The sequence below is a fragment of the Blastococcus sp. CT_GayMR20 genome, from assembly GCF_004570345.1.
On the sequence record NZ_SPQM01000080.1, the window covers coordinates 1 to 22,429 of the forward strand.

Annotated in this window: 24 protein-coding genes; 12 read left to right on the forward strand and 12 right to left on the reverse strand. The window is 73.5% G+C overall.

What is annotated here, in order from left to right:
* Nucleotides 1-22: 22 nt before the first annotated feature.
* The 6 genes from rimM (E4P40_RS17245) to E4P40_RS17270 all read right to left on the reverse strand — a co-directional run bounded on the left by rimM (E4P40_RS17245) (nucleotide 23) and on the right by E4P40_RS17270 (nucleotide 4,562).
* The gene (gene rimM, locus E4P40_RS17245) at nucleotides 23-568 is read right to left on the reverse strand and encodes a ribosome maturation factor RimM (RefSeq protein WP_135159743.1); all 546 of its coding nucleotides are present in this window, start codon (nucleotides 566-568) and stop codon (nucleotides 23-25) included.
* A gap of 10 nt (nucleotides 569-578) precedes the next feature.
* Nucleotides 579-815 (reverse strand): RNA-binding protein, encoded by a 237-nt coding sequence (locus E4P40_RS17250; RefSeq protein WP_135159744.1) that lies wholly within the window; start codon nucleotides 813-815, stop codon nucleotides 579-581.
* 3 nt (nucleotides 816-818) lie between these two features.
* Complete coding sequence (rpsP, locus tag E4P40_RS17255; RefSeq protein WP_135159745.1) at nucleotides 819-1,337, reverse strand: 30S ribosomal protein S16; 519 nt, start codon at nucleotides 1,335-1,337, stop codon at nucleotides 819-821.
* A 181-nt stretch (nucleotides 1,338-1,518) separates the two neighbouring features.
* On the reverse strand, nucleotides 1,519-2,046 hold the full coding sequence (locus E4P40_RS17260) for a hypothetical protein (RefSeq protein ID WP_135159746.1): 528 nt from the start codon (nucleotides 2,044-2,046) through the stop codon (nucleotides 1,519-1,521).
* Between the two features lie 86 nt (nucleotides 2,047-2,132).
* A complete protein-coding gene (locus E4P40_RS17265; RefSeq protein WP_135159747.1) occupies nucleotides 2,133-3,881 on the reverse strand; it encodes a proline--tRNA ligase in 1,749 nt (582 codons plus the stop codon).
* A 57-nt stretch (nucleotides 3,882-3,938) separates the two neighbouring features.
* Nucleotides 3,939-4,562 (reverse strand): hypothetical protein, encoded by a 624-nt coding sequence (locus E4P40_RS17270; RefSeq protein WP_135159748.1) that lies wholly within the window; start codon nucleotides 4,560-4,562, stop codon nucleotides 3,939-3,941.
* Between the two features lie 125 nt (nucleotides 4,563-4,687).
* Between E4P40_RS17270 and E4P40_RS17275 the strand changes: the two genes are divergently transcribed.
* Together E4P40_RS17275 and E4P40_RS17280 are read left to right on the forward strand one after the other, a co-directional pair.
* Nucleotides 4,688-5,377 (forward strand): response regulator transcription factor, encoded by a 690-nt coding sequence (locus tag E4P40_RS17275; RefSeq protein WP_135159749.1) that lies wholly within the window; start codon nucleotides 4,688-4,690, stop codon nucleotides 5,375-5,377.
* Nucleotides 5,374-6,627: a HAMP domain-containing sensor histidine kinase gene (locus tag E4P40_RS17280; RefSeq protein WP_135159750.1), complete on the forward strand. Its 1,254-nt coding sequence runs from the start codon at nucleotides 5,374-5,376 to the stop codon at nucleotides 6,625-6,627. Before E4P40_RS17275 ends, E4P40_RS17280 begins: the two co-directional genes overlap by 4 nt.
* Before the next feature lie 80 nt (nucleotides 6,628-6,707).
* On the opposite strand, the gene E4P40_RS17285 is transcribed toward E4P40_RS17280, so the two are convergent.
* From E4P40_RS17285 to E4P40_RS17300, 4 genes are all read right to left on the reverse strand, one after another.
* Nucleotides 6,708-7,787 carry an amidohydrolase family protein gene (locus tag E4P40_RS17285; RefSeq protein ID WP_135159751.1) on the reverse strand — a complete coding sequence of 360 codons (1,080 nt, stop codon included), beginning with the start codon at nucleotides 7,785-7,787 and terminating at the stop codon, nucleotides 6,708-6,710.
* On the reverse strand, nucleotides 7,784-9,358 hold the full coding sequence (gene ffh, locus E4P40_RS17290) for a signal recognition particle protein (RefSeq protein WP_135159752.1): 1,575 nt from the start codon (nucleotides 9,356-9,358) through the stop codon (nucleotides 7,784-7,786). The genes E4P40_RS17285 and ffh (E4P40_RS17290) overlap by 4 nt, the downstream gene beginning before the upstream one ends.
* A gap of 67 nt (nucleotides 9,359-9,425) precedes the next feature.
* Complete coding sequence (locus E4P40_RS17295; RefSeq protein ID WP_135159753.1) at nucleotides 9,426-9,617, reverse strand: hypothetical protein; 192 nt, start codon at nucleotides 9,615-9,617, stop codon at nucleotides 9,426-9,428.
* Between the two features lie 96 nt (nucleotides 9,618-9,713).
* Entirely contained in the window at nucleotides 9,714-11,027 is a 1,314-nt protein-coding gene (locus E4P40_RS17300) for an HD domain-containing protein (protein ID WP_245160402.1), read from the reverse strand.
* On the opposite strand from E4P40_RS17300, the gene E4P40_RS17305 reads away from it, so the two are divergent.
* The 4 genes from E4P40_RS17305 to E4P40_RS17320 all read left to right on the forward strand — a co-directional run bounded on the left by E4P40_RS17305 (nucleotide 11,022) and on the right by E4P40_RS17320 (nucleotide 15,722).
* A complete protein-coding gene (locus tag E4P40_RS17305; RefSeq protein ID WP_245160403.1) occupies nucleotides 11,022-12,716 on the forward strand; it encodes an HD domain-containing protein in 1,695 nt (564 codons plus the stop codon). The two genes, E4P40_RS17300 and E4P40_RS17305, sit on opposite strands and share 6 nt — an antisense overlap.
* A gap of 96 nt (nucleotides 12,717-12,812) precedes the next feature.
* Complete coding sequence (locus E4P40_RS17310; protein ID WP_135159753.1) at nucleotides 12,813-13,004, forward strand: hypothetical protein; 192 nt, start codon at nucleotides 12,813-12,815, stop codon at nucleotides 13,002-13,004.
* A gap of 67 nt (nucleotides 13,005-13,071) precedes the next feature.
* Nucleotides 13,072-14,646, forward strand: a complete 1,575-nt coding sequence (gene ffh / locus E4P40_RS17315) for a signal recognition particle protein (protein WP_135159752.1) — start codon at nucleotides 13,072-13,074, stop codon at nucleotides 14,644-14,646.
* Nucleotides 14,643-15,722, forward strand: coding sequence for an amidohydrolase family protein (locus E4P40_RS17320; protein WP_135159751.1), 1,080 nt, complete (start codon nucleotides 14,643-14,645; stop codon nucleotides 15,720-15,722). Before ffh (E4P40_RS17315) ends, E4P40_RS17320 begins: the two co-directional genes overlap by 4 nt.
* Nucleotides 15,723-15,802: 80 nt before the next feature.
* On the opposite strand, the gene E4P40_RS17325 is transcribed toward E4P40_RS17320, so the two are convergent.
* Nucleotides 15,803-17,056 carry a HAMP domain-containing sensor histidine kinase gene (locus E4P40_RS17325; RefSeq protein WP_135159750.1) on the reverse strand — a complete coding sequence of 418 codons (1,254 nt, stop codon included), beginning with the start codon at nucleotides 17,054-17,056 and terminating at the stop codon, nucleotides 15,803-15,805.
* Nucleotides 17,053-17,742: a response regulator transcription factor gene (locus tag E4P40_RS17330; RefSeq protein WP_135159749.1), complete on the reverse strand. Its 690-nt coding sequence runs from the start codon at nucleotides 17,740-17,742 to the stop codon at nucleotides 17,053-17,055. The genes E4P40_RS17325 and E4P40_RS17330 overlap by 4 nt, the downstream gene beginning before the upstream one ends.
* Nucleotides 17,743-17,867: 125 nt before the next feature.
* Here E4P40_RS17330 and E4P40_RS17335 point away from each other — a divergent pair, with 125 nt between their 5' ends.
* The 6 genes from E4P40_RS17335 (at nucleotide 17,868) to rimM (E4P40_RS17360) (ending at nucleotide 22,407) form a co-directional block, all read left to right on the forward strand.
* On the forward strand, nucleotides 17,868-18,491 hold the full coding sequence (locus E4P40_RS17335; RefSeq protein ID WP_135159748.1) for a hypothetical protein: 624 nt from the start codon (nucleotides 17,868-17,870) through the stop codon (nucleotides 18,489-18,491).
* A 57-nt stretch (nucleotides 18,492-18,548) separates the two neighbouring features.
* Nucleotides 18,549-20,297, forward strand: coding sequence for a proline--tRNA ligase (locus E4P40_RS17340; RefSeq protein WP_135159747.1), 1,749 nt, complete (start codon nucleotides 18,549-18,551; stop codon nucleotides 20,295-20,297).
* An 86-nt stretch (nucleotides 20,298-20,383) separates the two neighbouring features.
* A complete protein-coding gene (locus E4P40_RS17345) occupies nucleotides 20,384-20,911 on the forward strand; it encodes a hypothetical protein (RefSeq protein ID WP_135159746.1) in 528 nt (175 codons plus the stop codon).
* A gap of 181 nt (nucleotides 20,912-21,092) precedes the next feature.
* Nucleotides 21,093-21,611, forward strand: a complete 519-nt coding sequence (gene rpsP, locus E4P40_RS17350; protein WP_135159745.1) for a 30S ribosomal protein S16 — start codon at nucleotides 21,093-21,095, stop codon at nucleotides 21,609-21,611.
* Between the two features lie 3 nt (nucleotides 21,612-21,614).
* Complete coding sequence (locus E4P40_RS17355; protein WP_135159744.1) at nucleotides 21,615-21,851, forward strand: RNA-binding protein; 237 nt, start codon at nucleotides 21,615-21,617, stop codon at nucleotides 21,849-21,851.
* Between the two features lie 10 nt (nucleotides 21,852-21,861).
* Nucleotides 21,862-22,407: a ribosome maturation factor RimM gene (gene rimM, locus E4P40_RS17360; protein ID WP_135159743.1), complete on the forward strand. Its 546-nt coding sequence runs from the start codon at nucleotides 21,862-21,864 to the stop codon at nucleotides 22,405-22,407.
* Nucleotides 22,408-22,429: the final 22 nt, after the last annotated feature.

Below are 22,429 nucleotides of genomic sequence, written 5' to 3' on the forward strand. Positions count from 1 at the left end.
AGCCGGCAGATCACAGAGCCGCTCATAGCTCCAGCAGGCCCTCGGGCGGGTCCACCACCACGAAACCGCCGGCGAGGTCCACGGTGGGCACGATCGCCGAGACGAAGGGGATCAGCGCGTCCGGGGCGCCCGGCCGGCGGACGACCAGCAGGTCCTGCGCCTCGTGCCGGACGGCCGTCACCTCGCCGAGCGCAGACCCGTCGGGCAGGCGGGCGGCGAGACCGACCAGCTGGTGGTCGTAGAACGAGTCGGGGTCCTCGATCTCGGGGAGATCGGCCACGTCGACCAGGAGTTCGGTGTTGCGGACGGCCTCGGCCGCCTCGCGGCTGTCGATCGGCTGACCGTCCCCGCCCTCGAGACCCAGCAGCAGGGTCGTGCCGTGCCAGTGCACGCGGGTGATCGTGATGGGACCGCGGTCGGCGGGGTCGGTGCGCAGGACCGCCCCGGGCACGAAGCGCAGGTCCGGGTCGTCGGTGCGCACCTCGACGGTCACGTCACCGCGGACACCGTGGGGCCGGCCGATGCGGCCGACCACCACGGTGTCGATGGGGTCGTGCGGGGCGCTCAAGAGGTTGTGCTCAGCGCCCGTCGGTGTCGACGACGTCGACCCGGAGGCCGCGACCGCCGACACCGGTCATGACCTGACGCAGCGCCTTGGCGGTGCGGCCGCCCCGGCCGATGACCTTGCCGAGGTCGTCGGGGTGCACCCGGATCTCGAGGGTCTTGCCGCGACGGTTGGTGAGCAGGTCGACGGTCACCTCTTCGGGATGGTCGACGATGCCCTTGACCAGGTGCTCGAGCGCCTCTTCGAGCACCTCTTACTCGGCAGGCGTCTCGGCGGGAGCCGGGGTCTCCTCGGCGGGAGCCTCGGCAGCCGGGGCCTCCGCGGCGGGAGTCTCGGCAGCAGCCTCGGGAGCCTCGGCGGGCGCCTCGGCGGCGGCGGCCTTCTTCGGCGCCGCCTTCTTCTTGGCGGTGGTCGCCTCGGTGGTCGGCTCGTCCATGCCGGCGCGGACGGCGGCCTCGTAGAGGGCCTTCTTGTCCGGCTTGGGCTCGGCCACCCGCATGGGCGGCGGCGCGGCCTCGCCCTTGAACTTCTGCCAGTCACCGGTGACCCGGAAGATGGCGGCGACGGCCTCGGTCGGCTGCGCGCCGACACCCAGCCAGTACTGCGCACGGTCGGAGTCCACCTCGATGTACGAGGGGTCCTCCTTGGGGTGGTACTTGCCGATCGTCTCGATCGAGCGGCCGTCACGCTTGGTGCGGGCGTCTGCGACGACGATGCGGTAGTACGGCGCGCGCATCTTGCCCAGGCGCATGAGCTTGATCTTGGTGGCCACGGTGGGTGGTGTACTCCTCGAACGCTGGATCGGTTGCTCGCCGGAGCGACGTGTGGGGGTACGCCGGGGCGGAGCCATGGACACGGGCCGCGACGGTGAGAGGGCCGCCGACAGTCGTGTTCGACCCGCCATTGTGCCAGACGCCGGAGAGCCGCCGTCCGGCCGTCCGATCGGCGGCCGCCTAATCGATCAGGACCGGGCCGTGCACCTGCGCGCCGCGCTGCGGCGTCCAGTCGATGAAGCCGTGCTCGAAGTTGCTCCGCCGCTTCCCGGTGCCGAACTCGTCACTCGTCGGGTACCCGAGGGGTCCCCGTTCGAAGCCGGTCCGCTCCCAGGCCGCCCGGATGGCGCCGTGGACCTCGTTGGCGCCGGTCTGCGGCGTCCAGTAGATCGAGGCCACCGGGCCACCTGCCAGCTGCATCGCCCGGAAGTGGTTGAACCGACCCCGGCCGTCGGGCGTGCCCAGCTCGTCGGTCACGGGGTAGCCGAACTGCTCCCGCCCGAGCGACTGCCACTTCTGCCCGATGGCGCCGAACACCACGAAGGCGCCGAGGTGGGGGTGCCAGCTGATGACCACGCCGTGGGCGAAGGTCTGGGCCCGCCCGACCCCGTCGAACGTCGGTCGTTCGACGTCCACGGCGGGGCCGGTGAACCGGTCGCCGCCGAGGGCCAGCCACTTGTCGCGGATCGCGCCGACGACGTCTGCCATGACACACCTCGCACCTGAAGGATGCGGGGAGATCCCGCGCCGTCACGCTAGGGATGCGCCGTCACCGTGGCGTCACACGGCTCCGGTCATCCCCGGACGGCGGCCAGCACGACGCTCGCGGCGTCGGCCACCGGCACCTCCTGGCGCTCCCCGGTGGCCCGGTCCCGAACCTCGATGGTCCCGTCGGCCACGCCGCGGCCGACGGTGACGATCGTCGGCATCCCGAGCAGCTCGGCGTCCTTGAACTTCACCCCGGGCGAGACCTTGGGCCGGTCGTCGAACAGGACCGTGAGCCCGGAAGCCACCAGCTCGGCCGACAGCGTCTCCGCGGCTTCGAAGATCGCCGGGTCCTTGCCGGTGGCGACGACGTGCACGTCGGCCGGGGCGACCTCGCGGGGCCAGCAGAGGCCGAGCTCGTCGTGGGTGGACTCGGCGATGGCCGCGACCGCGCGCGAGACGCCGATGCCGTAGGAGCCCATGGTCACCGTGACCAGCTTGCCGTTCTCGTCGAGCACCTTGAGGTCGAGCGCCTCGGCGTACTTGCGGCCCAGCTGGAAGATGTGCCCCATCTCCACGCCCCGGGCCAGCTCCAGCGGGCCGGATCCGTCGGGGGCCGGGTCGCCGGGCAGCACCTCGGCGGCCTCGATCACGCCGTCCCAGCCGAAGTCGCGGCCGGCCGTGAGGTCGAAGACGTGCTTGCCGGGCTCGTTTGCCCCGGTGATCCACCGGCTGCCGGGGACGATGCGGGGGTCGACGAGGTACCGGATCTTCGACTCGCTGTCGCTGCCCAGCGCCTGCGGGCCGATGTAGCCCTTCACGAGCACGGGGTGCTGGTCGAACTCGGTGAACGGCTCGACCTCCGCGGGCGCGACCTGCGCCTCCAACCGCTTGGCGTCGACCTCTCGGTCGCCGGGGATGCCGATGACCAGCGGCTCACGGGTGCCGTCGGGGTGCACGAGCGTGACGACGACGTTCTTCAGCGTCGAGGCCGCGGTGTAGCCGACGTCCGGGAACAACTCCTGGGCGACGGCGACGAGGGTCTCGATGGTCGGGGTGTCGGGAGTGTCCTCGACGTGCGCCTCGGGCAGGCCGTCCAGCGGGACCGCGTCCGGGACGACGGTCGTGACGGCCTCGACGTTCGCGGCGTAACCGCCGGGCGAGCGCACGAAGGTGTCCTCCCCGATCGACGTCGGGTGCAGGAACTCCTCGCTCTTCGAGCCGCCCATGGCGCCCGACATGGCCGAGACGATCACGTACTCCAGGCCCAGCCGGTCGAAGACCTTGATGTAGGCGTCGCGGTGCGCGGCGTAGGACCTGTCGAGGCCGGCGTCGTCGACGTCGAAGGAGTAGCTGTCCTTCATCGTGAACTCGCGGCCGCGGAACAGCCCGGCCCGCGGCCGTGCCTCGTCGCGGAACTTGGTCTGGATCTGGTACAGCGACAGCGGCAGGTCCTTGTACGACGAGTACAGGTCCTTCACCAGCAGGGTGAACATCTCCTCGTGGGTGGGGCCCAGGAGGAAGTCGTTGCCCCGGCGGTCCTGCAGCCGGAAGAGGTTGGGTCCGTACTCGGTCCACCGGTTGGTCGCCTCGTAGGGCTCGCGCGGCAGGAGTGCGGGGAAGTGCACCTCCTGCGCACCCATCGCGTCCATCTCCTCGCGGACGACGCGCTCGACGTTGCGGAAGACGCGGAAGCCCAGCGGCAGCCAGGTGAACCCGCCGGGCGCGGCCCGGCGGATATAGCCGCCGCGCACCAGCAGGCGGTGGCTGGGGACCTCGGCGTCGGCCGGGTCGTCACGCAGGGTTCGCAGGAACAGGGAGGACATCCGCAACAGCACGAGAGGAGTCTCCCAGGCCCGGCACGCCGTTTTCCGCGCCGGGCCCGCGAACCACGATCAGTCGTCCGAGCCGTGCCCGCCGCCGCCCCGGCCGGACGAGTCGTCGCCGCCGGAGTCGTCGGAGCCATGACCGGAGTTGTCGTCCCCGCCGGAGTCGTCCGAACCGGAGTTGCCCGATCCGTGGCCGGAGCTGTCGCCGTCGGAGTCGTCCCGGCCGGACGTGGAGCTCGGCGACCCGCTGGGGGTCGACGACGGAGAGCCCGAACCGTTCCCGTGCCCGCTGCCGTCGGCCCGCAGGCCCTCGTCGGAGAACTGCGGCACGCTGCCGACGCAGACGGTGTGCACCTCGACCTTGTGCGTGCCGTTCTTGAACTCCACCTCACCGGGCTCGTTCGAGTCGTCCACCCACCAGCCGGGTGCCGGCGCGCCGGCCAGGCTGGGCACGCCCCCGACGCACGAGGCGAAGACCGTGCCACCGACGGTCACGTACTCACCGGCGGTGGCACCGGGTGCCGGTGCGGTGGGGGTCGCCGAGGCGGTCGATGCGCCCGTCGTCGCCGCCGCCGGGGTGGTGCCCGGGGATGCCGACGCGTCGACCAGCGACACGGCCAGGAAGCCCAGGCCGACAGCGGCCGCCGCGGACGCGCTCCAGGCGGCTCCGAGGGCGATGGTTCTGTTCATGGCGCAGACCCTCCCGCGGCGAGGGTTAAGGCCACCCCAAGGCGGCGTCAAGGCGACGCACAGATGCTCCCCCGATGGGGTCGGATGCCCGCGAACCGGCCTCCGGCGGCGCTAGCGTCGCCGACGTGGCCCAGCTGCTGGTGGTGGAGGACGACGAGCGCATCCGCTCGGCGTTGATCCGTGCCCTGCGCGAGCGGGGCCATGCCGTGAGCTCGGCGGCGACCGCGCTGGACGGGCTGCGCCAGGCGGTGGACGAGCGCCCGGACCTCGTCGTCCTGGACCTGGGGCTGCCCGACCTCGACGGCCGGGAGCTGCTCCGGATGCTGCGGGCGGTCTCGGCGGTGCCGGTCATCGTGGCCACGGCCAGGGACGACGACGAGAGCGTGGTCCAGGCCCTGGACGCCGGCGCCGACGACTACGTGGTCAAGCCGTTCCCGGCCGGCCAGCTCGAGGCCCGGATCCGCGCCGTCCTGCGACGGGCTGCCGGCGTCGCCGACGCCGCGCTGGCGCCCGTGACGGTCGGCGACCTCGTCGTGGACCCGCGCAGCCGGCGGGTCACCCTCGCCGGCCGTGCGGTCGAGCTCTCGCCGAAGGAGTTCGACCTCCTCGCGCACCTCGCGGCGCGGGTGGGCACCGTGGTCTCCAAGCGGGAACTGCTCACCGAGGTGTGGCAGCTCCCCTACGGCGGGTCGGACAAGACCGTCGACGTCCACCTGTCGTGGCTGCGGCGCAAACTGGGTGAGTCCGCCGCCGAGCCCCGCCTGCTGGAGACGGTCCGGGGCGTCGGGGTGCGTCTCGCCGAGCCCGAGCCGTGAGACGGCGGATCACGCTGCTGGTGGCGGCGACGACGTCGATCGTGCTGCTCGCCTTCCTGCTGCCGGCGGCGTCGCTCGTCGCGAGGGTCGCCGAGGCCCGCGCGCTGGACGCCGCGCAGGCGCAGCTGCAGTTCCTGAGCCCCTCGGTGGGCCTGGACGGGCGGGAGCAGGTCGCGGCCCTGCTGATCGGCACGTCCGACGACCTGCGCACCGCCGTCCGGTGGACCGACGGTGCGTGGCTCGGCGATCCGGAGGACCCGGACGTCGAGGTCCCCGCCAGTCCCGAACGGGTGGAGGGCGACGCCGGCACCCTGCTGCTGCAGCCCGTCGAGCGCGTGGACGGGGGCACGGCACTCGTGCAGGTGTTCGTGCCGGCGGAGACCCTGCGCGCCGGGGTGACCCGCACCTGGCTCGTGCTCGCCGGGCTCGGTCTCGTGCTGCTGCTGCTCGCGCTCGTCGTCGCCGACCGGCTCGCGCGGACCATGACCCGCCCGGTGACCGACCTCGCGGCGGTCGCCCACCGGCTGGGCAGCGGGGACCTCGAGGCACGGGCCACCCCCGACGGCCCGCCGGAGGTCCGGGAGGTCGGGACGGCGGTCAACCGCCTGGCGGGCCGGATCGGCGAGCTGCTGGCCGCCGAGCGCGAGGGCGCGGCCGATCTGGCGCATCGGCTGCGGACGCCGCTCACCGCCCTGCGACTGGACGTCGAGGCGCTGCCGGCGGGCGACCGCGACCGGCTGCTGGACGACGTGGACGCGCTCAGCCGCGGCATCGACGAGGTGATCTCCGAGGCGCGGCGCAGCGTCCGGGAAGGGCTGGCGGCCGGCTGCGACGCGGCAGCGGTCGTGCGCGAGCGGGTGCGCTTCTGGTCCGTGCTGGCCGAGGAGGAGGACCGGCGGGTGACCGTCGACGTGCCCGCGGCACCGGCGCCGGTCCGGGTGTCGGCGGCCGACCTGGGTGCCGCGGTGGACGCCCTGCTCGGCAACGTCTTCGCGCACACACCGGAGGGGACGCCGGCGTCGGTCACGGTGCGGCCGGGGACGGCGGGCGGCGTGCAGCTGGTCGTCGCCGACTCCGGCCCGGGGATGGACGAGACGGCCGTCGAGCGGGGACGCAGCGGAGCGGGCTCGACCGGACTCGGCCTGGACATCGCCCGCCGGACGGCGGAGTCCTCGGGCGGGGGCTTCCGCGTCGCGTCGTCGTCCGCAGGCACGACGGTGACGCTGGACCTGGGGCCCCCGTCGTCCTAGCTCACCGCACGTGGTCCTGGCTCACCGTCGATGCTGAGCCAGGACCCCTGATGATCAGGTGACCTGATCATCAGGGGGGCCTAGGCGACGACCGCGCCCCTCAGCAGCATCCGCTGCGGTCGCTGCAACGTGTCCAGATCGCTGCGCGGGTCGGCGTCGTAGACGACGAGGTCCCCGGGCGCACCCTCCTCGATGCACGGCAGGCCGAGCCAGCTCCGCGCAGCCCACGAGGCCGCAGCCAGCGCCACCTCCGCGGGGAGGCCCGCCGCGTGCAGGGCCCTGACCTCGTCGGCGATCACACCGTGCTCGATGCCGCCCCCGGCATCGGTGCCGGCGAACACCGGCACGCCCGCCTCGAAGGCGGCCCGGACGACGGCCCCCGAGCCTGCGTACAGCCGGCGCATCGTGCTCGCGTAGGCGGGGAACCTCTTCTCCCCCGCCGCGGCGAAACCCGGGAAGTGCTCGACGTTGAGCAGCGTGGGGACGACGGCGGTGCCGCGGGCGGCCATCTCGCCGATGAGCTCCTCGGTGAGCCCCGTGCCGTGCTCGATGCAGTCGATGCCGGCGCCGATCAGGTCGGGGAGCGCGGCGGTGCCGAACGTGTGGGCGGTGACCCGGGCGCCCTCGGCGTGCGCCGCGGCGATCGCTGCCTCGAGAGCCTCCCGCGGCCACTCGGGCGCCAGGTCACCGACCCCGCGGTCGATCCAGTCACCGACGAGCTTGACCCAGCCGTCGCCGCGCCGGGCCTGCACGCGCACCTCGGCCGCCAGGTCGCCCGGATCGACCTCCACCGCGAGCTCGGGGATGTAACGGCGGTGGGCGGCGATGTGGCGGCCGGCGCGGATGATCCGCGGCAGGTCCGCCTCGTCGTCCAGCGGTCGGGTGTCGACCGGGGAACCGCAGTCGCGCAGGGCGAGCACACCGGCGGCGCGCTCGGTGAGCGCCTGCGTGCGGGCCGCGGCGAGGTTCTCGACGGGCCCGCCGCCGGAGGCGATGCCCACGTGGCAGTGGGCGTCCACGAGGCCCGGCAGCAGCCAGCCGCCACGGCTGACCGTCTCCGCGCCCGGCACGGGCTCGAACGTGATCCGCCCGTCGCGGACCCAGAGGTCGCGGTGCTCGCCCTCGGGGAGCACCACACCGGACAGGTGGAGCGCAGTCACCGGCCCGGCCGGTCGTCCTTGAACTGGTCGAAGTTCAGTTTCGTGAGGTCCGGCAGGCCCTGCCCCGGCGGAAGGCTCGGCATCCCGCCCGGCAGCCCGGGCAGACCGGCACCGGGGGGCAGGCCCGGGGCGCCCATCGGCCGACGCGCTGGGGCGGGACTCTTCTTGGCTCCAGCCTTCCCCTTGCCCTTCTTGCCCTTCTTGGGCTGGGCCTGCATCTGGCGGCCGCGCTGCTTCTTCGACATCGGGCCCATGCCGGGCAGCCCCATGCTGCCGGCCATCTGGCTCATCATCTTCTGGGCCTGGACGAAGCGCTCCAGCAGCTGGTTGACGTCGGTCACGCTGACACCGGAGCCGTTCGCGATCCGGACCCGCCGGGACGCGTTGATGATCTTGGAGTTGGCGCGCTCGGCCGGCGTCATCGACTGGATGATCGCTGCGGTGCGGTCGAGGTCGCGGTCGTCGACCTGCTTGAGCTGATCCTTCATCGCGCCCGCGCCAGGGAGCATGCCGAGCAGGTTGGCGATGGGGCCCATCTTGCGGATCGCCATCATCTGTTCGAGGAAGTCCTCGAGCGTGAAGCCCTCGCGGGAGGCGAGCTTGCCGGCCATGCGCTCGGCCTGGTCGGCGTCGAAGGTCTTCTCGGCCTGCTCGATGAGCGTGAGGACGTCACCCATCCCGAGGATGCGCGAGGCCATCCGCTCCGGGTGGAAGACGTCGAAGTCGTCGAGCTTCTCGCCGGTGGACGCGAACATGATCGGCTGACCGGTCACGTGGCGCACCGAGAGCGCGGCACCACCCCGGGCGTCGCCGTCGAGCTTGGTGAGGACGACGCCGGAGAACCCGACGCCCTCCTGGAAGGCCGTCGCCGTGGTGACGGCGTCCTGGCCGATCATCGCGTCGACGACGAACAGGGTCTCGTCCGGCTGGACGGCGTCGCGGATGCCGGCGGCCTGCGCCATCAGCTCGGCGTCGATGCCCAGGCGGCCGGCCGTGTCGACGACGACGACGTCGTGCATGGTGCGGCGGGCGTGCTCGATCGAGTCCGCGGCCACCCGGATCGGGTCGCCGACGCCGTTGCCGGGCTCGGGGGCGTAGACGTCGACGCCGGCCTGGCCCGCCACGACCGACAGCTGCTGGACGGCGTTGGGGCGCTGGAGGTCGGCCGCGACGAGCAGCGGGGTGTGGCCCTGGCTCTTCAGCCAGCGGCCGAGCTTGCCGGCCAGGGTCGTCTTACCGGAGCCCTGCAGACCCGCGAGCATGATGACCGTCGGCGCCTGCTTGGCGTAGCGCAGCCGCCGGGTCTCACCGCCGAGGATCTGGATGAGCTCCTCGTTGACGATCTTGATGACCTGCTGCGCGGGGTTCAGCGCACCGGACACCTCGGCGCCGGTCGCGCGCTCCTTGACCGAGGCGATGAAGGCCCGGACGACGGGCAGGGCGACGTCGGCCTCGAGCAGTGCGATGCGGATCTCGCGCGCGGTGGCGTCGACGTCGGCATCGGTGAGCCGGCCCTTGCCCCGCAGGCCGGTGAAGACCTTGTCCAGGCGGTCGGAGAGGGTCTCGAACACAGCACGTCCTCAGAAAGTCACGGGCGCGAGAACAGTCGCGCCGTCCGACTCCGAGGGTATCGAGGAGCTAGGCGGCCTGTCGCAGGCGCAGTACCTCGGTGACGACCCCGACGTCCCCGACGAAGAACGCCGAGCCGCAGTCGGCGCAGACCCACTCGGGGCACTCGCCGCCGTCGACGGTGTGGCCGTCGGTGCACGGCGGCTGCACGAACACCGCGATCTCACCGCAGGGCGGGCAGGGCCACAGTCGGCTGTCCATGTGGGCTCCTCTCGGCAGGGGGAACGTTCCGTCCCGGTCCGTTCGACCGTCGCACGCCCTACTGACAGAACCGCGGACCTCACCCGGTGTGTCGGCCTACCGGTGGAGTTCCGGGGCCGCCTGACCGCGGGTGACCGCCAGGAGTGCGGCCTCCACCCGCTCGCGCTGCTCGGCGTCGACCGCCTCGCCGGACGGGTTGCAGACGTAGAAGCTGTCCACCGCGTCGCCACCCAGGGTCTCGATCCGGGCGGAGGTGACGTCGAGCCCCTCCCCCGTGATCGCCGCCGTCAGCCGGTACAGCAGTCCCGCCCGGTCGCCGGCGCGGACCTCGACGATGCCCGTCGCCGCTCCGCTGACCTCCCCGTTGTGCCACGAGACCCGCGGCGGGGACGACCGGACGCCGTCCTGGCGGTAGTCGGCCTCCCGTTGCCGGAGCCGCTCGGCGAGCGGCAGCGTGCCCTCCAGGGCCGCCCGCACGGCGTCGGCGAGGATCTCCGGCACCGGCGCGCGGCCGAACCGCGGGCGGACGGCGAACACGCCCGTCCCGTAGCCGTCCTCCACCGTCATCTTCGCGGCGCGGACGTCGAGCTGGTTGAGCGCCAGGACCCCGGCGCAGGTGCTGAGCAGGCCGGACCGGTCGGGGGCGCCGATCGTGACCTGCTGGCCGTCGGCGACGTCCTCGATGCCGACCGTGACGGCGCCGCCCGCCACGTCGAGGGGCGGCGCGCTGACCTGCGGCGTCGTCGGGTGCAGCACCGGCTCCGGCTCGGGCATCGGCCCGCCGCCGAGCTTGGCCTGAACGCGGGCCACCAGGGCGGCCACGAGGTGCGCCTTCCACGGCGACCACGCCGAGGTGCTGGTCGCGGCGCCGTCGGCCTGGGCCAGGGCGTGCAGCAGCTGGAGGACGGCGGTGTCGGAGCCGATCGTCGCCGCGACGCGGTCGATGGTGGCCGGGTCGTCGATGTCGCGCCGGGTGGCCGTGTCGGGCAGCAGCAGGTGGTGGCGCACCAGGACCGCGAGCGTCGCGACGTCGGCCTCCGAGAAGCCCATCCGCGTGCCGATCTCCGCCGCGATCGGCTCCCCCACCTCGCTGTGGTCGCCCGGCCAGCCCTTGCCGATGTCGTGCACGAGCGCGGCGACCAGCAGCAGGTCCGGCCGGTCGACGTCACGGGTGAGCTCCGCGGCCGCGGCCGCCGCCTCGACCAGGTGCCGGTCGACGGTGTAGCGGTGCCAGGGGTGACGCTGCGGCATGGAGCGCACGCGGTCCCACTCCGGGATCAACCGGGAGAGCAGCCCCTCCTGATCCAGCTGCTCGAGGACGGCGACCGCCGGACGGCCGCTGGCCAGCAGCCGGAGGAAGGACCAGCGGACCTCCGGCGGCCACGGCTCGGGCATCGGCGGGCTGTGCACCGCGAGGACCTTGAGCGTGTAGGGGGAGAGCAGCAGGTCCGCCCGAGCCGCAGCGGCGGCGGCACGCAGCAGCAGTCCGGGGTCCCCGGCGGGACGCGCGTCCCGCGCGAGGTCAGCCTCGCCGGCCGGCGGCTCGCCTTCGTCGCCGACGAGACCTGGCGGCGGGTGGAGGCGTCGCTCGTCCGTCGTCCGCGGGGCCGCTACCGCCGGGTGCGCCGGGAGCCGCTCGCCGAGGGCGTCGTCCGCCAGGGCGACGAGGTGGTGCTCGCGCGGGACGCGCGTCCCGCCGGGGACCCCGGACTGCTGCTGCGTGCCGCCGCCGCTGCGGCTCGGGCGGACCTGCTGCTCTCCCCCTACACGCTCAAGGTCCTCGCGGTGCACAGCCCGCCGATGCCCGAGCCGTGGCCGCCGGAGGTCCGCTGGTCCTTCCTCCGGCTGCTGGCCAGCGGCCGTCCGGCGGTCGCCGTCCTCGAGCAGCTGGATCAGGAGGGGCTGCTCTCCCGGTTGATCCCGGAGTGGGACCGCGTGCGCTCCATGCCGCAGCGTCACCCCTGGCACCGCTACACCGTCGACCGGCACCTGGTCGAGGCGGCGGCCGCGGCCGCGGAGCTCACCCGTGACGTCGACCGGCCGGACCTGCTGCTGGTCGCCGCGCTCGTGCACGACATCGGCAAGGGCTGGCCGGGCGACCACAGCGAGGTGGGGGAGCCGATCGCGGCGGAGATCGGCACGCGGATGGGCTTCTCGGAGGCCGACGTCGCGACGCTCGCGGTCCTGGTGCGCCACCACCTGCTGCTGCCCGACACGGCCACCCGGCGCGACATCGACGACCCGGCCACCATCGACCGCGTCGCGGCGACGATCGGCTCCGACACCGCCGTCCTCCAGCTGCTGCACGCCCTGGCCCAGGCCGACGGCGCCGCGACCAGCACCTCGGCGTGGTCGCCGTGGAAGGCGCACCTCGTGGCCGCCCTGGTGGCCCGCGTTCAGGCCAAGCTCGGCGGCGGGCCGATGCCCGAGCCGGAGCCGGTGCTGCACCCGACGACGCCGCAGGTCAGCGCGCCGCCCCTCGACGTGGCGGGCGGCGCCGTCACGGTCGGCATCGAGGACGTCGCCGACGGCCAGCAGGTCACGATCGGCGCCCCCGACCGGTCCGGCCTGCTCAGCACCTGCGCCGGGGTCCTGGCGCTCAACCAGCTCGACGTCCGCGCCGCGAAGATGACGGTGGAGGACGGCTACGGGACGGGCGTGTTCGCCGTCCGCCCGCGGTTCGGCCGCGCGCCGGTGCCGGAGATCCTCGCCGACGCCGTGCGGGCGGCCCTGGAGGGCACGCTGCCGCTCGCCGAGCGGCTCCGGCAACGGGAGGCCGACTACCGCCAGGACGGCGTCCGGTCGTCCCCGCCGCGGGTCTCGTGGCACAACGGGGAGGTCAGCGGAGCGGCGACGGGCATCGTCGAGGTCCGCGCCGGCGACCGGGCGGGACTGCTGTACCGGCTGACGGCGGCGATCACGGGGGAGGGGCTCGACGTCACCTCCGCCCGGATCGAGACCCTGGGTGGCGACGCGGTGGACAGCTTCTACGTCTGCAACCCGTCCGGCGAGGCGGTCGACGCCGAGCAGCGCGAGCGGGTGGAGGCCGCACTCCTGGCGGTCACCCGCGGTCAGGCGGCCCCGGAACTCCACCGGTAGGCCGACACACCGGGTGAGGTCCGCGGTTCTGTCAGTAGGGCGTGCGACGGTCGAACGGACCGGGACGGAACGTTCCCCCTGCCGAGAGGAGCCCACATGGACAGCCGACTGTGGCCCTGCCCGCCCTGCGGTGAGATCGCGGTGTTCGTGCAGCCGCCGTGCACCGACGGCCACACCGTCGACGGCGGCGAGTGCCCCGAGTGGGTCTGCGCCGACTGCGGCTCGGCGTTCTTCGTCGGGGACGTCGGGGTCGTCACCGAGGTACTGCGCCTGCGACAGGCCGCCTAGCTCCTCGATACCCTCGGAGTCGGACGGCGCGACTGTTCTCGCGCCCGTGACTTTCTGAGGACGTGCTGTGTTCGAGACCCTCTCCGACCGCCTGGACAAGGTCTTCACCGGCCTGCGGGGCAAGGGCCGGCTCACCGATGCCGACGTCGACGCCACCGCGCGCGAGATCCGCATCGCACTGCTCGAGGCCGACGTCGCCCTGCCCGTCGTCCGGGCCTTCATCGCCTCGGTCAAGGAGCGCGCGACCGGCGCCGAGGTGTCCGGTGCGCTGAACCCCGCGCAGCAGGTCATCAAGATCGTCAACGAGGAGCTCATCCAGATCCTCGGCGGTGAGACCCGGCGGCTGCGCTACGCCAAGCAGGCGCCGACGGTCATCATGCTCGCGGGTCTGCAGGGCTCCGGTAAGACGACCCTGGCCGGCAAGCTCGGCCGCTGGCTGAAGAGCCAGGGCCACACCCCGCTGCTCGTCGCGGCCGACCTCCAGCGCCCCAACGCCGTCCAGCAGCTGTCGGTCGTGGCGGGCCAGGCCGGCGTCGACGTCTACGCCCCCGAGCCCGGCAACGGCGTCGGCGACCCGATCCGGGTGGCCGCGGACTCGATCGAGCACGCCCGCCGCACCATGCACGACGTCGTCGTCGTCGACACGGCCGGCCGCCTGGGCATCGACGCCGAGCTGATGGCGCAGGCCGCCGGCATCCGCGACGCCGTCCAGCCGGACGAGACCCTGTTCGTCGTCGACGCGATGATCGGCCAGGACGCCGTCACCACGGCGACGGCCTTCCAGGAGGGCGTCGGGTTCTCCGGCGTCGTCCTCACCAAGCTCGACGGCGACGCCCGGGGTGGTGCCGCGCTCTCGGTGCGCCACGTGACCGGTCAGCCGATCATGTTCGCGTCCACCGGCGAGAAGCTCGACGACTTCGACGTCTTCCACCCGGAGCGGATGGCCTCGCGCATCCTCGGGATGGGTGACGTCCTCACGCTCATCGAGCAGGCCGAGAAGACCTTCGACGCCGACCAGGCCGAGCGCATGGCCGGCAAGCTCGCCTCCCGCGAGGGCTTCACGCTCGAGGACTTCCTCGAACAGATGATGGCGATCCGCAAGATGGGCCCCATCGCCAACCTGCTCGGCATGCTCCCTGGCGCGGGCGCGATGAAGGATCAGCTCAAGCAGGTCGACGACCGCGACCTCGACCGCACCGCAGCGATCATCCAGTCGATGACGCCGGCCGAGCGCGCCAACTCCAAGATCATCAACGCGTCCCGGCGGGTCCGGATCGCGAACGGCTCCGGTGTCAGCGTGACCGACGTCAACCAGCTGCTGGAGCGCTTCGTCCAGGCCCAGAAGATGATGAGCCAGATGGCCGGCAGCATGGGGCTGCCCGGCATGGGCCCGATGTCGAAGAAGCAGCGCGGCCGCCAGATGCAGGCCCAGCCCAAGAAGGGCAAGAAGGGCAAGGGGAAGGCTGGAGCCAAGAAGAGTCCCGCCCCAGCGCGTCGGCCGATGGGCGCCCCGGGCCTGCCCCCCGGTGCCGGTCTGCCCGGGCTGCCGGGCGGGATGCCGAGCCTTCCGCCGGGGCAGGGCCTGCCGGACCTCACGAAACTGAACTTCGACCAGTTCAAGGACGACCGGCCGGGCCGGTGACTGCGCTCCACCTGTCCGGTGTGGTGCTCCCCGAGGGCGAGCACCGCGACCTCTGGGTCCGCGACGGGCGGATCACGTTCGAGCCCGTGCCGGGCGCGGAGACGGTCAGCCGTGGCGGCTGGCTGCTGCCGGGCCTCGTGGACGCCCACTGCCACGTGGGCATCGCCTCCGGCGGCGGGCCCGTCGAGAACCTCGCCGCGGCCCGCACGCAGGCGCTCACCGAGCGCGCCGCCGGTGTGCTCGCCCTGCGCGACTGCGGTTCCCCGGTCGACACCCGACCGCTGGACGACGAGGCGGACCTGCCGCGGATCATCCGCGCCGGCCGCCACATCGCCGCCCACCGCCGTTACATCCCCGAGCTCGCGGTGGAGGTCGATCCGGGCGACCTGGCGGCCGAGGTGCGCGTGCAGGCCCGGCGCGGCGACGGCTGGGTCAAGCTCGTCGGTGACTGGATCGACCGCGGGGTCGGTGACCTGGCGCCCGAGTGGCCGCGGGAGGCTCTCGAGGCAGCGATCGCCGCGGCGCACGCCGAGGGCGCCCGGGTCACCGCCCACACGTTCGGCACCGCCGCGCTCCCCGACCTGATCGGCGCCGGCATCGACTGCATCGAGCACGGCACGGGGCTCACCGAGGAGCTCATCGGCGAGATGGCCGCCCGCGGCACCGCCGTCGTCCCCACGCTGCTCAACGTCGAGCACTTCCCGGGTTTCGCCGCGGCGGGGGAGAAGAGGTTCCCCGCCTACGCGAGCACGATGCGCCGGCTGTACGCAGGCTCGGGGGCCGTCGTCCGGGCCGCCTTCGAGGCGGGCGTGCCGGTGTTCGCCGGCACCGATGCCGGGGGCGGCATCGAGCACGGTGTGATCGCCGACGAGGTCAGGGCCCTGCACGCGGCGGGCCTCCCCGCGGAGGTGGCGCTGGCTGCGGCCTCGTGGGCTGCGCGGAGCTGGCTCGGCCTGCCGTGCATCGAGGAGGGTGCGCCCGGGGACCTCGTCGTCTACGACGCCGACCCGCGCAGCGATCTGGACACGTTGCAGCGACCGCAGCGGATGCTGCTGAGGGGCGCGGTCGTCGCCTAGGCCCCCCTGATGATCAGGTCACCTGATCATCAGGGGTCCTGGCTCAGCATCGACGGTGAGCCAGGACCACGTGCGGTGAGCTAGGACGACGGGGGCCCCAGGTCCAGCGTCACCGTCGTGCCTGCGGACGACGACGCGACGCGGAAGCCCCCGCCCGAGGACTCCGCCGTCCGGCGGGCGATGTCCAGGCCGAGTCCGGTCGAGCCCGCTCCGCTGCGTCCCCGCTCGACGGCCGTCTCGTCCATCCCCGGGCCGGAGTCGGCGACGACCAGCTGCACGCCGCCCGCCGTCCCCGGCCGCACCGTGACCGACGCCGGCGTCCCCTCCGGTGTGTGCGCGAAGACGTTGCCGAGCAGGGCGTCCACCGCGGCACCCAGGTCGGCCGCCGACACCCGGACCGGCGCCGGTGCCGCGGGCACGTCGACGGTCACCCGCCGGTCCTCCTCCTCGGCCAGCACGGACCAGAAGCGCACCCGCTCGCGCACGACCGCTGCCGCGTCGCAGCCGGCCGCCAGCCCTTCCCGGACGCTGCGCCGCGCCTCGGAGATCACCTCGTCGATGCCGCGGCTGAGCGCGTCCACGTCGTCCAGCAGCCGGTCGCGGTCGCCCGCCGGCAGCGCCTCGACGTCCAGTCGCAGGGCGGTGAGCGGCGTCCGCAGCCGATGCGCCAGATCGGCCGCGCCCTCGCGCTCGGCGGCCAGCAGCTCGCCGATCCGGCCCGCCAGGCGGTTGACCGCCGTCCCGACCTCCCGGACCTCCGGCGGGCCGTCGGGGGTGGCCCGTGCCTCGAGGTCCCCGCTGCCCAGCCGGTGGGCGACCGCCGCGAGGTCGGTCACCGGGCGGGTCATGGTCCGCGCGAGCCGGTCGGCGACGACGAGCGCGAGCAGCAGCAGCACGAGACCGAGCCCGGCGAGCACGAGCCAGGTGCGGGTCACCCCGGCGCGCAGGGTCTCCGCCGGCACGAACACCTGCACGAGTGCCGTGCCCCCGTCCACGCGCTCGACGGGCTGCAGCAGCAGGGTGCCGGCGTCGCCCTCCACCCGTTCGGGACTGGCGGGGACCTCGACGTCCGGGTCCTCCGGATCGCCGAGCCACGCACCGTCGGTCCACCGGACGGCGGTGCGCAGGTCGTCGGACGTGCCGATCAGCAGGGCCGCGACCTGCTCCCGCCCGTCCAGGCCCACCGAGGGGCTCAGGAACTGCAGCTGCGCCTGCGCGGCGTCCAGCGCGCGGGCCTCGGCGACCCTCGCGACGAGCGACGCCGCCGGCAGCAGGAAGGCGAGCAGCACGATCGACGTCGTCGCCGCCACCAGCAGCGTGATCCGCCGTCTCACGGCTCGGGCTCGGCGAGACGCACCCCGACGCCCCGGACCGTCTCCAGCAGGCGGGGCTCGGCGGCGGACTCACCCAGTTTGCGCCGCAGCCACGACAGGTGGACGTCGACGGTCTTGTCCGACCCGCCGTAGGGGAGCTGCCACACCTCGGTGAGCAGTTCCCGCTTGGAGACCACGGTGCCCACCCGCGCCGCGAGGTGCGCGAGGAGGTCGAACTCCTTCGGCGAGAGCTCGACCGCACGGCCGGCGAGGGTGACCCGCCGGCTGCGCGGGTCCACGACGAGGTCGCCGACCGTCACGGGCGCCAGCGCGGCGTCGGCGACGCCGGCAGCCCGTCGCAGGACGGCGCGGATCCGGGCCTCGAGCTGGCCGGCCGGGAACGGCTTGACCACGTAGTCGTCGGCGCCGGCGTCCAGGGCCTGGACCACGCTCTCGTCGTCGTCCCTGGCCGTGGCCACGATGACCGGCACCGCCGAGACCGCCCGCAGCATCCGGAGCAGCTCCCGGCCGTCGAGGTCGGGCAGCCCCAGGTCCAGGACGACGAGGTCCGGGCGCTCGTCCACCGCCTGGCGCAGCCCGTCCAGCGCGGTCGCCGCCGAGCTCACGGCATGGCCCCGCTCGCGCAGGGCACGGATCAACGCCGAGCGGATGCGCTCGTCGTCCTCCACCACCAGCAGCTGGGCCACGTCGGCGACGCTAGCGCCGCCGGAGGCCGGTTCGCGGGCATCCGACCCCATCGGGGGAGCATCTGTGCGTCGCCTTGACGCCGCCTTGGGGTGGCCTTAACCCTCGCCGCGGGAGGGTCTGCGCCATGAACAGAACCATCGCCCTCGGAGCCGCCTGGAGCGCGTCCGCGGCGGCCGCTGTCGGCCTGGGCTTCCTGGCCGTGTCGCTGGTCGACGCGTCGGCATCCCCGGGCACCACCCCGGCGGCGGCGACGACGGGCGCATCGACCGCCTCGGCGACCCCCACCGCACCGGCACCCGGTGCCACCGCCGGTGAGTACGTGACCGTCGGTGGCACGGTCTTCGCCTCGTGCGTCGGGGGCGTGCCCAGCCTGGCCGGCGCGCCGGCACCCGGCTGGTGGGTGGACGACTCGAACGAGCCCGGTGAGGTGGAGTTCAAGAACGGCACGCACAAGGTCGAGGTGCACACCGTCTGCGTCGGCAGCGTGCCGCAGTTCTCCGACGAGGGCCTGCGGGCCGACGGCAGCGGGCACGGGAACGGTTCGGGCTCTCCGTCGTCGACCCCCAGCGGGTCGCCGAGCTCCACGTCCGGCCGGGACGACTCCGACGGCGACAGCTCCGGCCACGGATCGGGCAACTCCGGTTCGGACGACTCCGGCGGGGACGACAACTCCGGTCATGGCTCCGACGACTCCGGCGGCGACGACTCGTCCGGCCGGGGCGGCGGCGGGCACGGCTCGGACGACTGATCGTGGTTCGCGGGCCCGGCGCGGAAAACGGCGTGCCGGGCCTGGGAGACTCCTCTCGTGCTGTTGCGGATGTCCTCCCTGTTCCTGCGAACCCTGCGTGACGACCCGGCCGACGCCGAGGTCCCCAGCCACCGCCTGCTGGTGCGCGGCGGCTATATCCGCCGGGCCGCGCCCGGCGGGTTCACCTGGCTGCCGCTGGGCTTCCGCGTCTTCCGCAACGTCGAGCGCGTCGTCCGCGAGGAGATGGACGCGATGGGTGCGCAGGAGGTGCACTTCCCCGCACTCCTGCCGCGCGAGCCCTACGAGGCGACCAACCGGTGGACCGAGTACGGACCCAACCTCTTCCGGCTGCAGGACCGCCGGGGCAACGACTTCCTCCTGGGCCCCACCCACGAGGAGATGTTCACCCTGCTGGTGAAGGACCTGTACTCGTCGTACAAGGACCTGCCGCTGTCGCTGTACCAGATCCAGACCAAGTTCCGCGACGAGGCACGGCCGCGGGCCGGGCTGTTCCGCGGCCGCGAGTTCACGATGAAGGACAGCTACTCCTTCGACGTCGACGACGCCGGCCTCGACAGGTCCTACGCCGCGCACCGCGACGCCTACATCAAGGTCTTCGACCGGCTGGGCCTGGAGTACGTGATCGTCTCGGCCATGTCGGGCGCCATGGGCGGCTCGAAGAGCGAGGAGTTCCTGCACCCGACGTCGATCGGGGAGGACACCTTCGTGCGCTCGCCCGGCGGTTACGCCGCGAACGTCGAGGCCGTCACGACCGTCGTCCCGGACGCGGTCCCGCTGGACGGCCTGCCCGAGGCGCACGTCGAGGACACTCCCGACACCCCGACCATCGAGACCCTCGTCGCCGTCGCCCAGGAGTTGTTCCCGGACGTCGGCTACACCGCGGCCTCGACGCTGAAGAACGTCGTCGTCACGCTCGTGCACCCCGACGGCACCCGTGAGCCGCTGGTCATCGGCATCCCCGGCGACCGAGAGGTCGACGCCAAGCGGTTGGAGGCGCAGGTCGCGCCCGCGGAGGTCGAGCCGTTCACCGAGTTCGACCAGCACCCCGTGCTCGTGAAGGGCTACATCGGCCCGCAGGCGCTGGGCAGCGACAGCGAGTCGAAGATCCGGTACCTCGTCGACCCCCGCATCGTCCCCGGCAGCCGGTGGATCACCGGGGCAAACGAGCCCGGCAAGCACGTCTTCGACCTCACGGCCGGCCGCGACTTCGGCTGGGACGGCGTGATCGAGGCCGCCGAGGTGCTGCCCGGCGACCCGGCCCCCGACGGATCCGGCCCGCTGGAGCTGGCCCGGGGCGTGGAGATGGGGCACATCTTCCAGCTGGGCCGCAAGTACGCCGAGGCGCTCGACCTCAAGGTGCTCGACGAGAACGGCAAGCTGGTCACGGTGACCATGGGCTCCTACGGCATCGGCGTCTCGCGCGCGGTCGCGGCCATCGCCGAGTCCACCCACGACGAGCTCGGCCTCTGCTGGCCCCGCGAGGTCGCCCCGGCCGACGTGCACGTCGTCGCCACCGGCAAGGACCCGGCGATCTTCGAAGCCGCGGAGACGCTGTCGGCCGAGCTGGTGGCTTCCGGGCTCACGGTCCTGTTCGACGACCGGCCCAAGGTCTCGCCCGGGGTGAAGTTCAAGGACGCCGAGCTGCTCGGGATGCCGACGATCGTCACCGTCGGCCGCGGCGTGGCCGACGGGACCATCGAGGTTCGGGACCGGGCCACCGGGGAGCGCCAGGAGGTGCCGGTGGCCGACGCCGCGAGCGTCGTGCTGGCCGCCGTCCGGGGATGACCGGAGCCGTGTGACGCCACGGTGACGGCGCATCCCTAGCGTGACGGCGCGGGATCTCCCCGCATCCTTCAGGTGCGAGGTGTGTCATGGCAGACGTCGTCGGCGCGATCCGCGACAAGTGGCTGGCCCTCGGCGGCGACCGGTTCACCGGCCCCGCCGTGGACGTCGAACGACCGACGTTCGACGGGGTCGGGCGGGCCCAGACCTTCGCCCACGGCGTGGTCATCAGCTGGCACCCCCACCTCGGCGCCTTCGTGGTGTTCGGCGCCATCGGGCAGAAGTGGCAGTCGCTCGGGCGGGAGCAGTTCGGCTACCCCGTGACCGACGAGCTGGGCACGCCCGACGGCCGGGGTCGGTTCAACCACTTCCGGGCGATGCAGCTGGCAGGTGGCCCGGTGGCCTCGATCTACTGGACGCCGCAGACCGGCGCCAACGAGGTCCACGGCGCCATCCGGGCGGCCTGGGAGCGGACCGGCTTCGAACGGGGACCCCTCGGGTACCCGACGAGTGACGAGTTCGGCACCGGGAAGCGGCGGAGCAACTTCGAGCACGGCTTCATCGACTGGACGCCGCAGCGCGGCGCGCAGGTGCACGGCCCGGTCCTGATCGATTAGGCGGCCGCCGATCGGACGGCCGGACGGCGGCTCTCCGGCGTCTGGCACAATGGCGGGTCGAACACGACTGTCGGCGGCCCTCTCACCGTCGCGGCCCGTGTCCATGGCTCCGCCCCGGCGTACCCCCACACGTCGCTCCGGCGAGCAACCGATCCAGCGTTCGAGGAGTACACCACCCACCGTGGCCACCAAGATCAAGCTCATGCGCCTGGGCAAGATGCGCGCGCCGTACTACCGCATCGTCGTCGCAGACGCCCGCACCAAGCGTGACGGCCGCTCGATCGAGACGATCGGCAAGTACCACCCCAAGGAGGACCCCTCGTACATCGAGGTGGACTCCGACCGTGCGCAGTACTGGCTGGGTGTCGGCGCGCAGCCGACCGAGGCCGTCGCCGCCATCTTCCGGGTCACCGGTGACTGGCAGAAGTTCAAGGGCGAGGCCGCGCCGCCGCCCATGCGGGTGGCCGAGCCCAAGCCGGACAAGAAGGCCCTCTACGAGGCCGCCGTCCGCGCCGGCATGGACGAGCCGACCACCGAGGCGACCACCGCCAAGAAGAAGGCGGCGCCGAAGAAGGCCGCCGCCGCCGAGGCGCCCGCCGAGGCTCCCGAGGCTGCTGCCGAGACTCCCGCCGCGGAGGCCCCGGCTGCCGAGGCTCCCGCCGAGGAGACCCCGGCTCCCGCCGAGACGCCTGCCGAGTAAGAGGTGCTCGAAGAGGCGCTCGAGCACCTGGTCAAGGGCATCGTCGACCATCCCGAAGAGGTGACCGTCGACCTGCTCACCAACCGTCGCGGCAAGACCCTCGAGATCCGGGTGCACCCCGACGACCTCGGCAAGGTCATCGGCCGGGGCGGCCGCACCGCCAAGGCGCTGCGTCAGGTCATGACCGGTGTCGGCGGTCGCGGCCTCCGGGTCGACGTCGTCGACACCGACGGGCGCTGAGCACAACCTCTTGAGCGCCCCGCACGACCCCATCGACACCGTGGTGGTCGGCCGCATCGGCCGGCCCCACGGTGTCCGCGGTGACGTGACCGTCGAGGTGCGCACCGACGACCCGGACCTGCGCTTCGTGCCCGGGGCGGTCCTGCGCACCGACCCCGCCGACCGCGGTCCCATCACGATCACCCGCGTGCACTGGCACGGCACGACCCTGCTGCTGGGTCTCGAGGGCGGGGACGGTCAGCCGATCGACAGCCGCGAGGCGGCCGAGGCCGTCCGCAACACCGAACTCCTGGTCGACGTGGCCGATCTCCCCGAGATCGAGGACCCCGACTCGTTCTACGACCACCAGCTGGTCGGTCTCGCCGCCCGCCTGCCCGACGGGTCTGCGCTCGGCGAGGTGACGGCCGTCCGGCACGAGGCGCAGGACCTGCTGGTCGTCCGCCGGCCGGGCGCCCCGGACGCGCTGATCCCCTTCGTCTCGGCGATCGTGCCCACCGTGGACCTCGCCGGCGGTTTCGTGGTGGTGGACCCGCCCGAGGGCCTGCTGGAGCTATGAGCGGCTCTGTGATCTGCCGGCT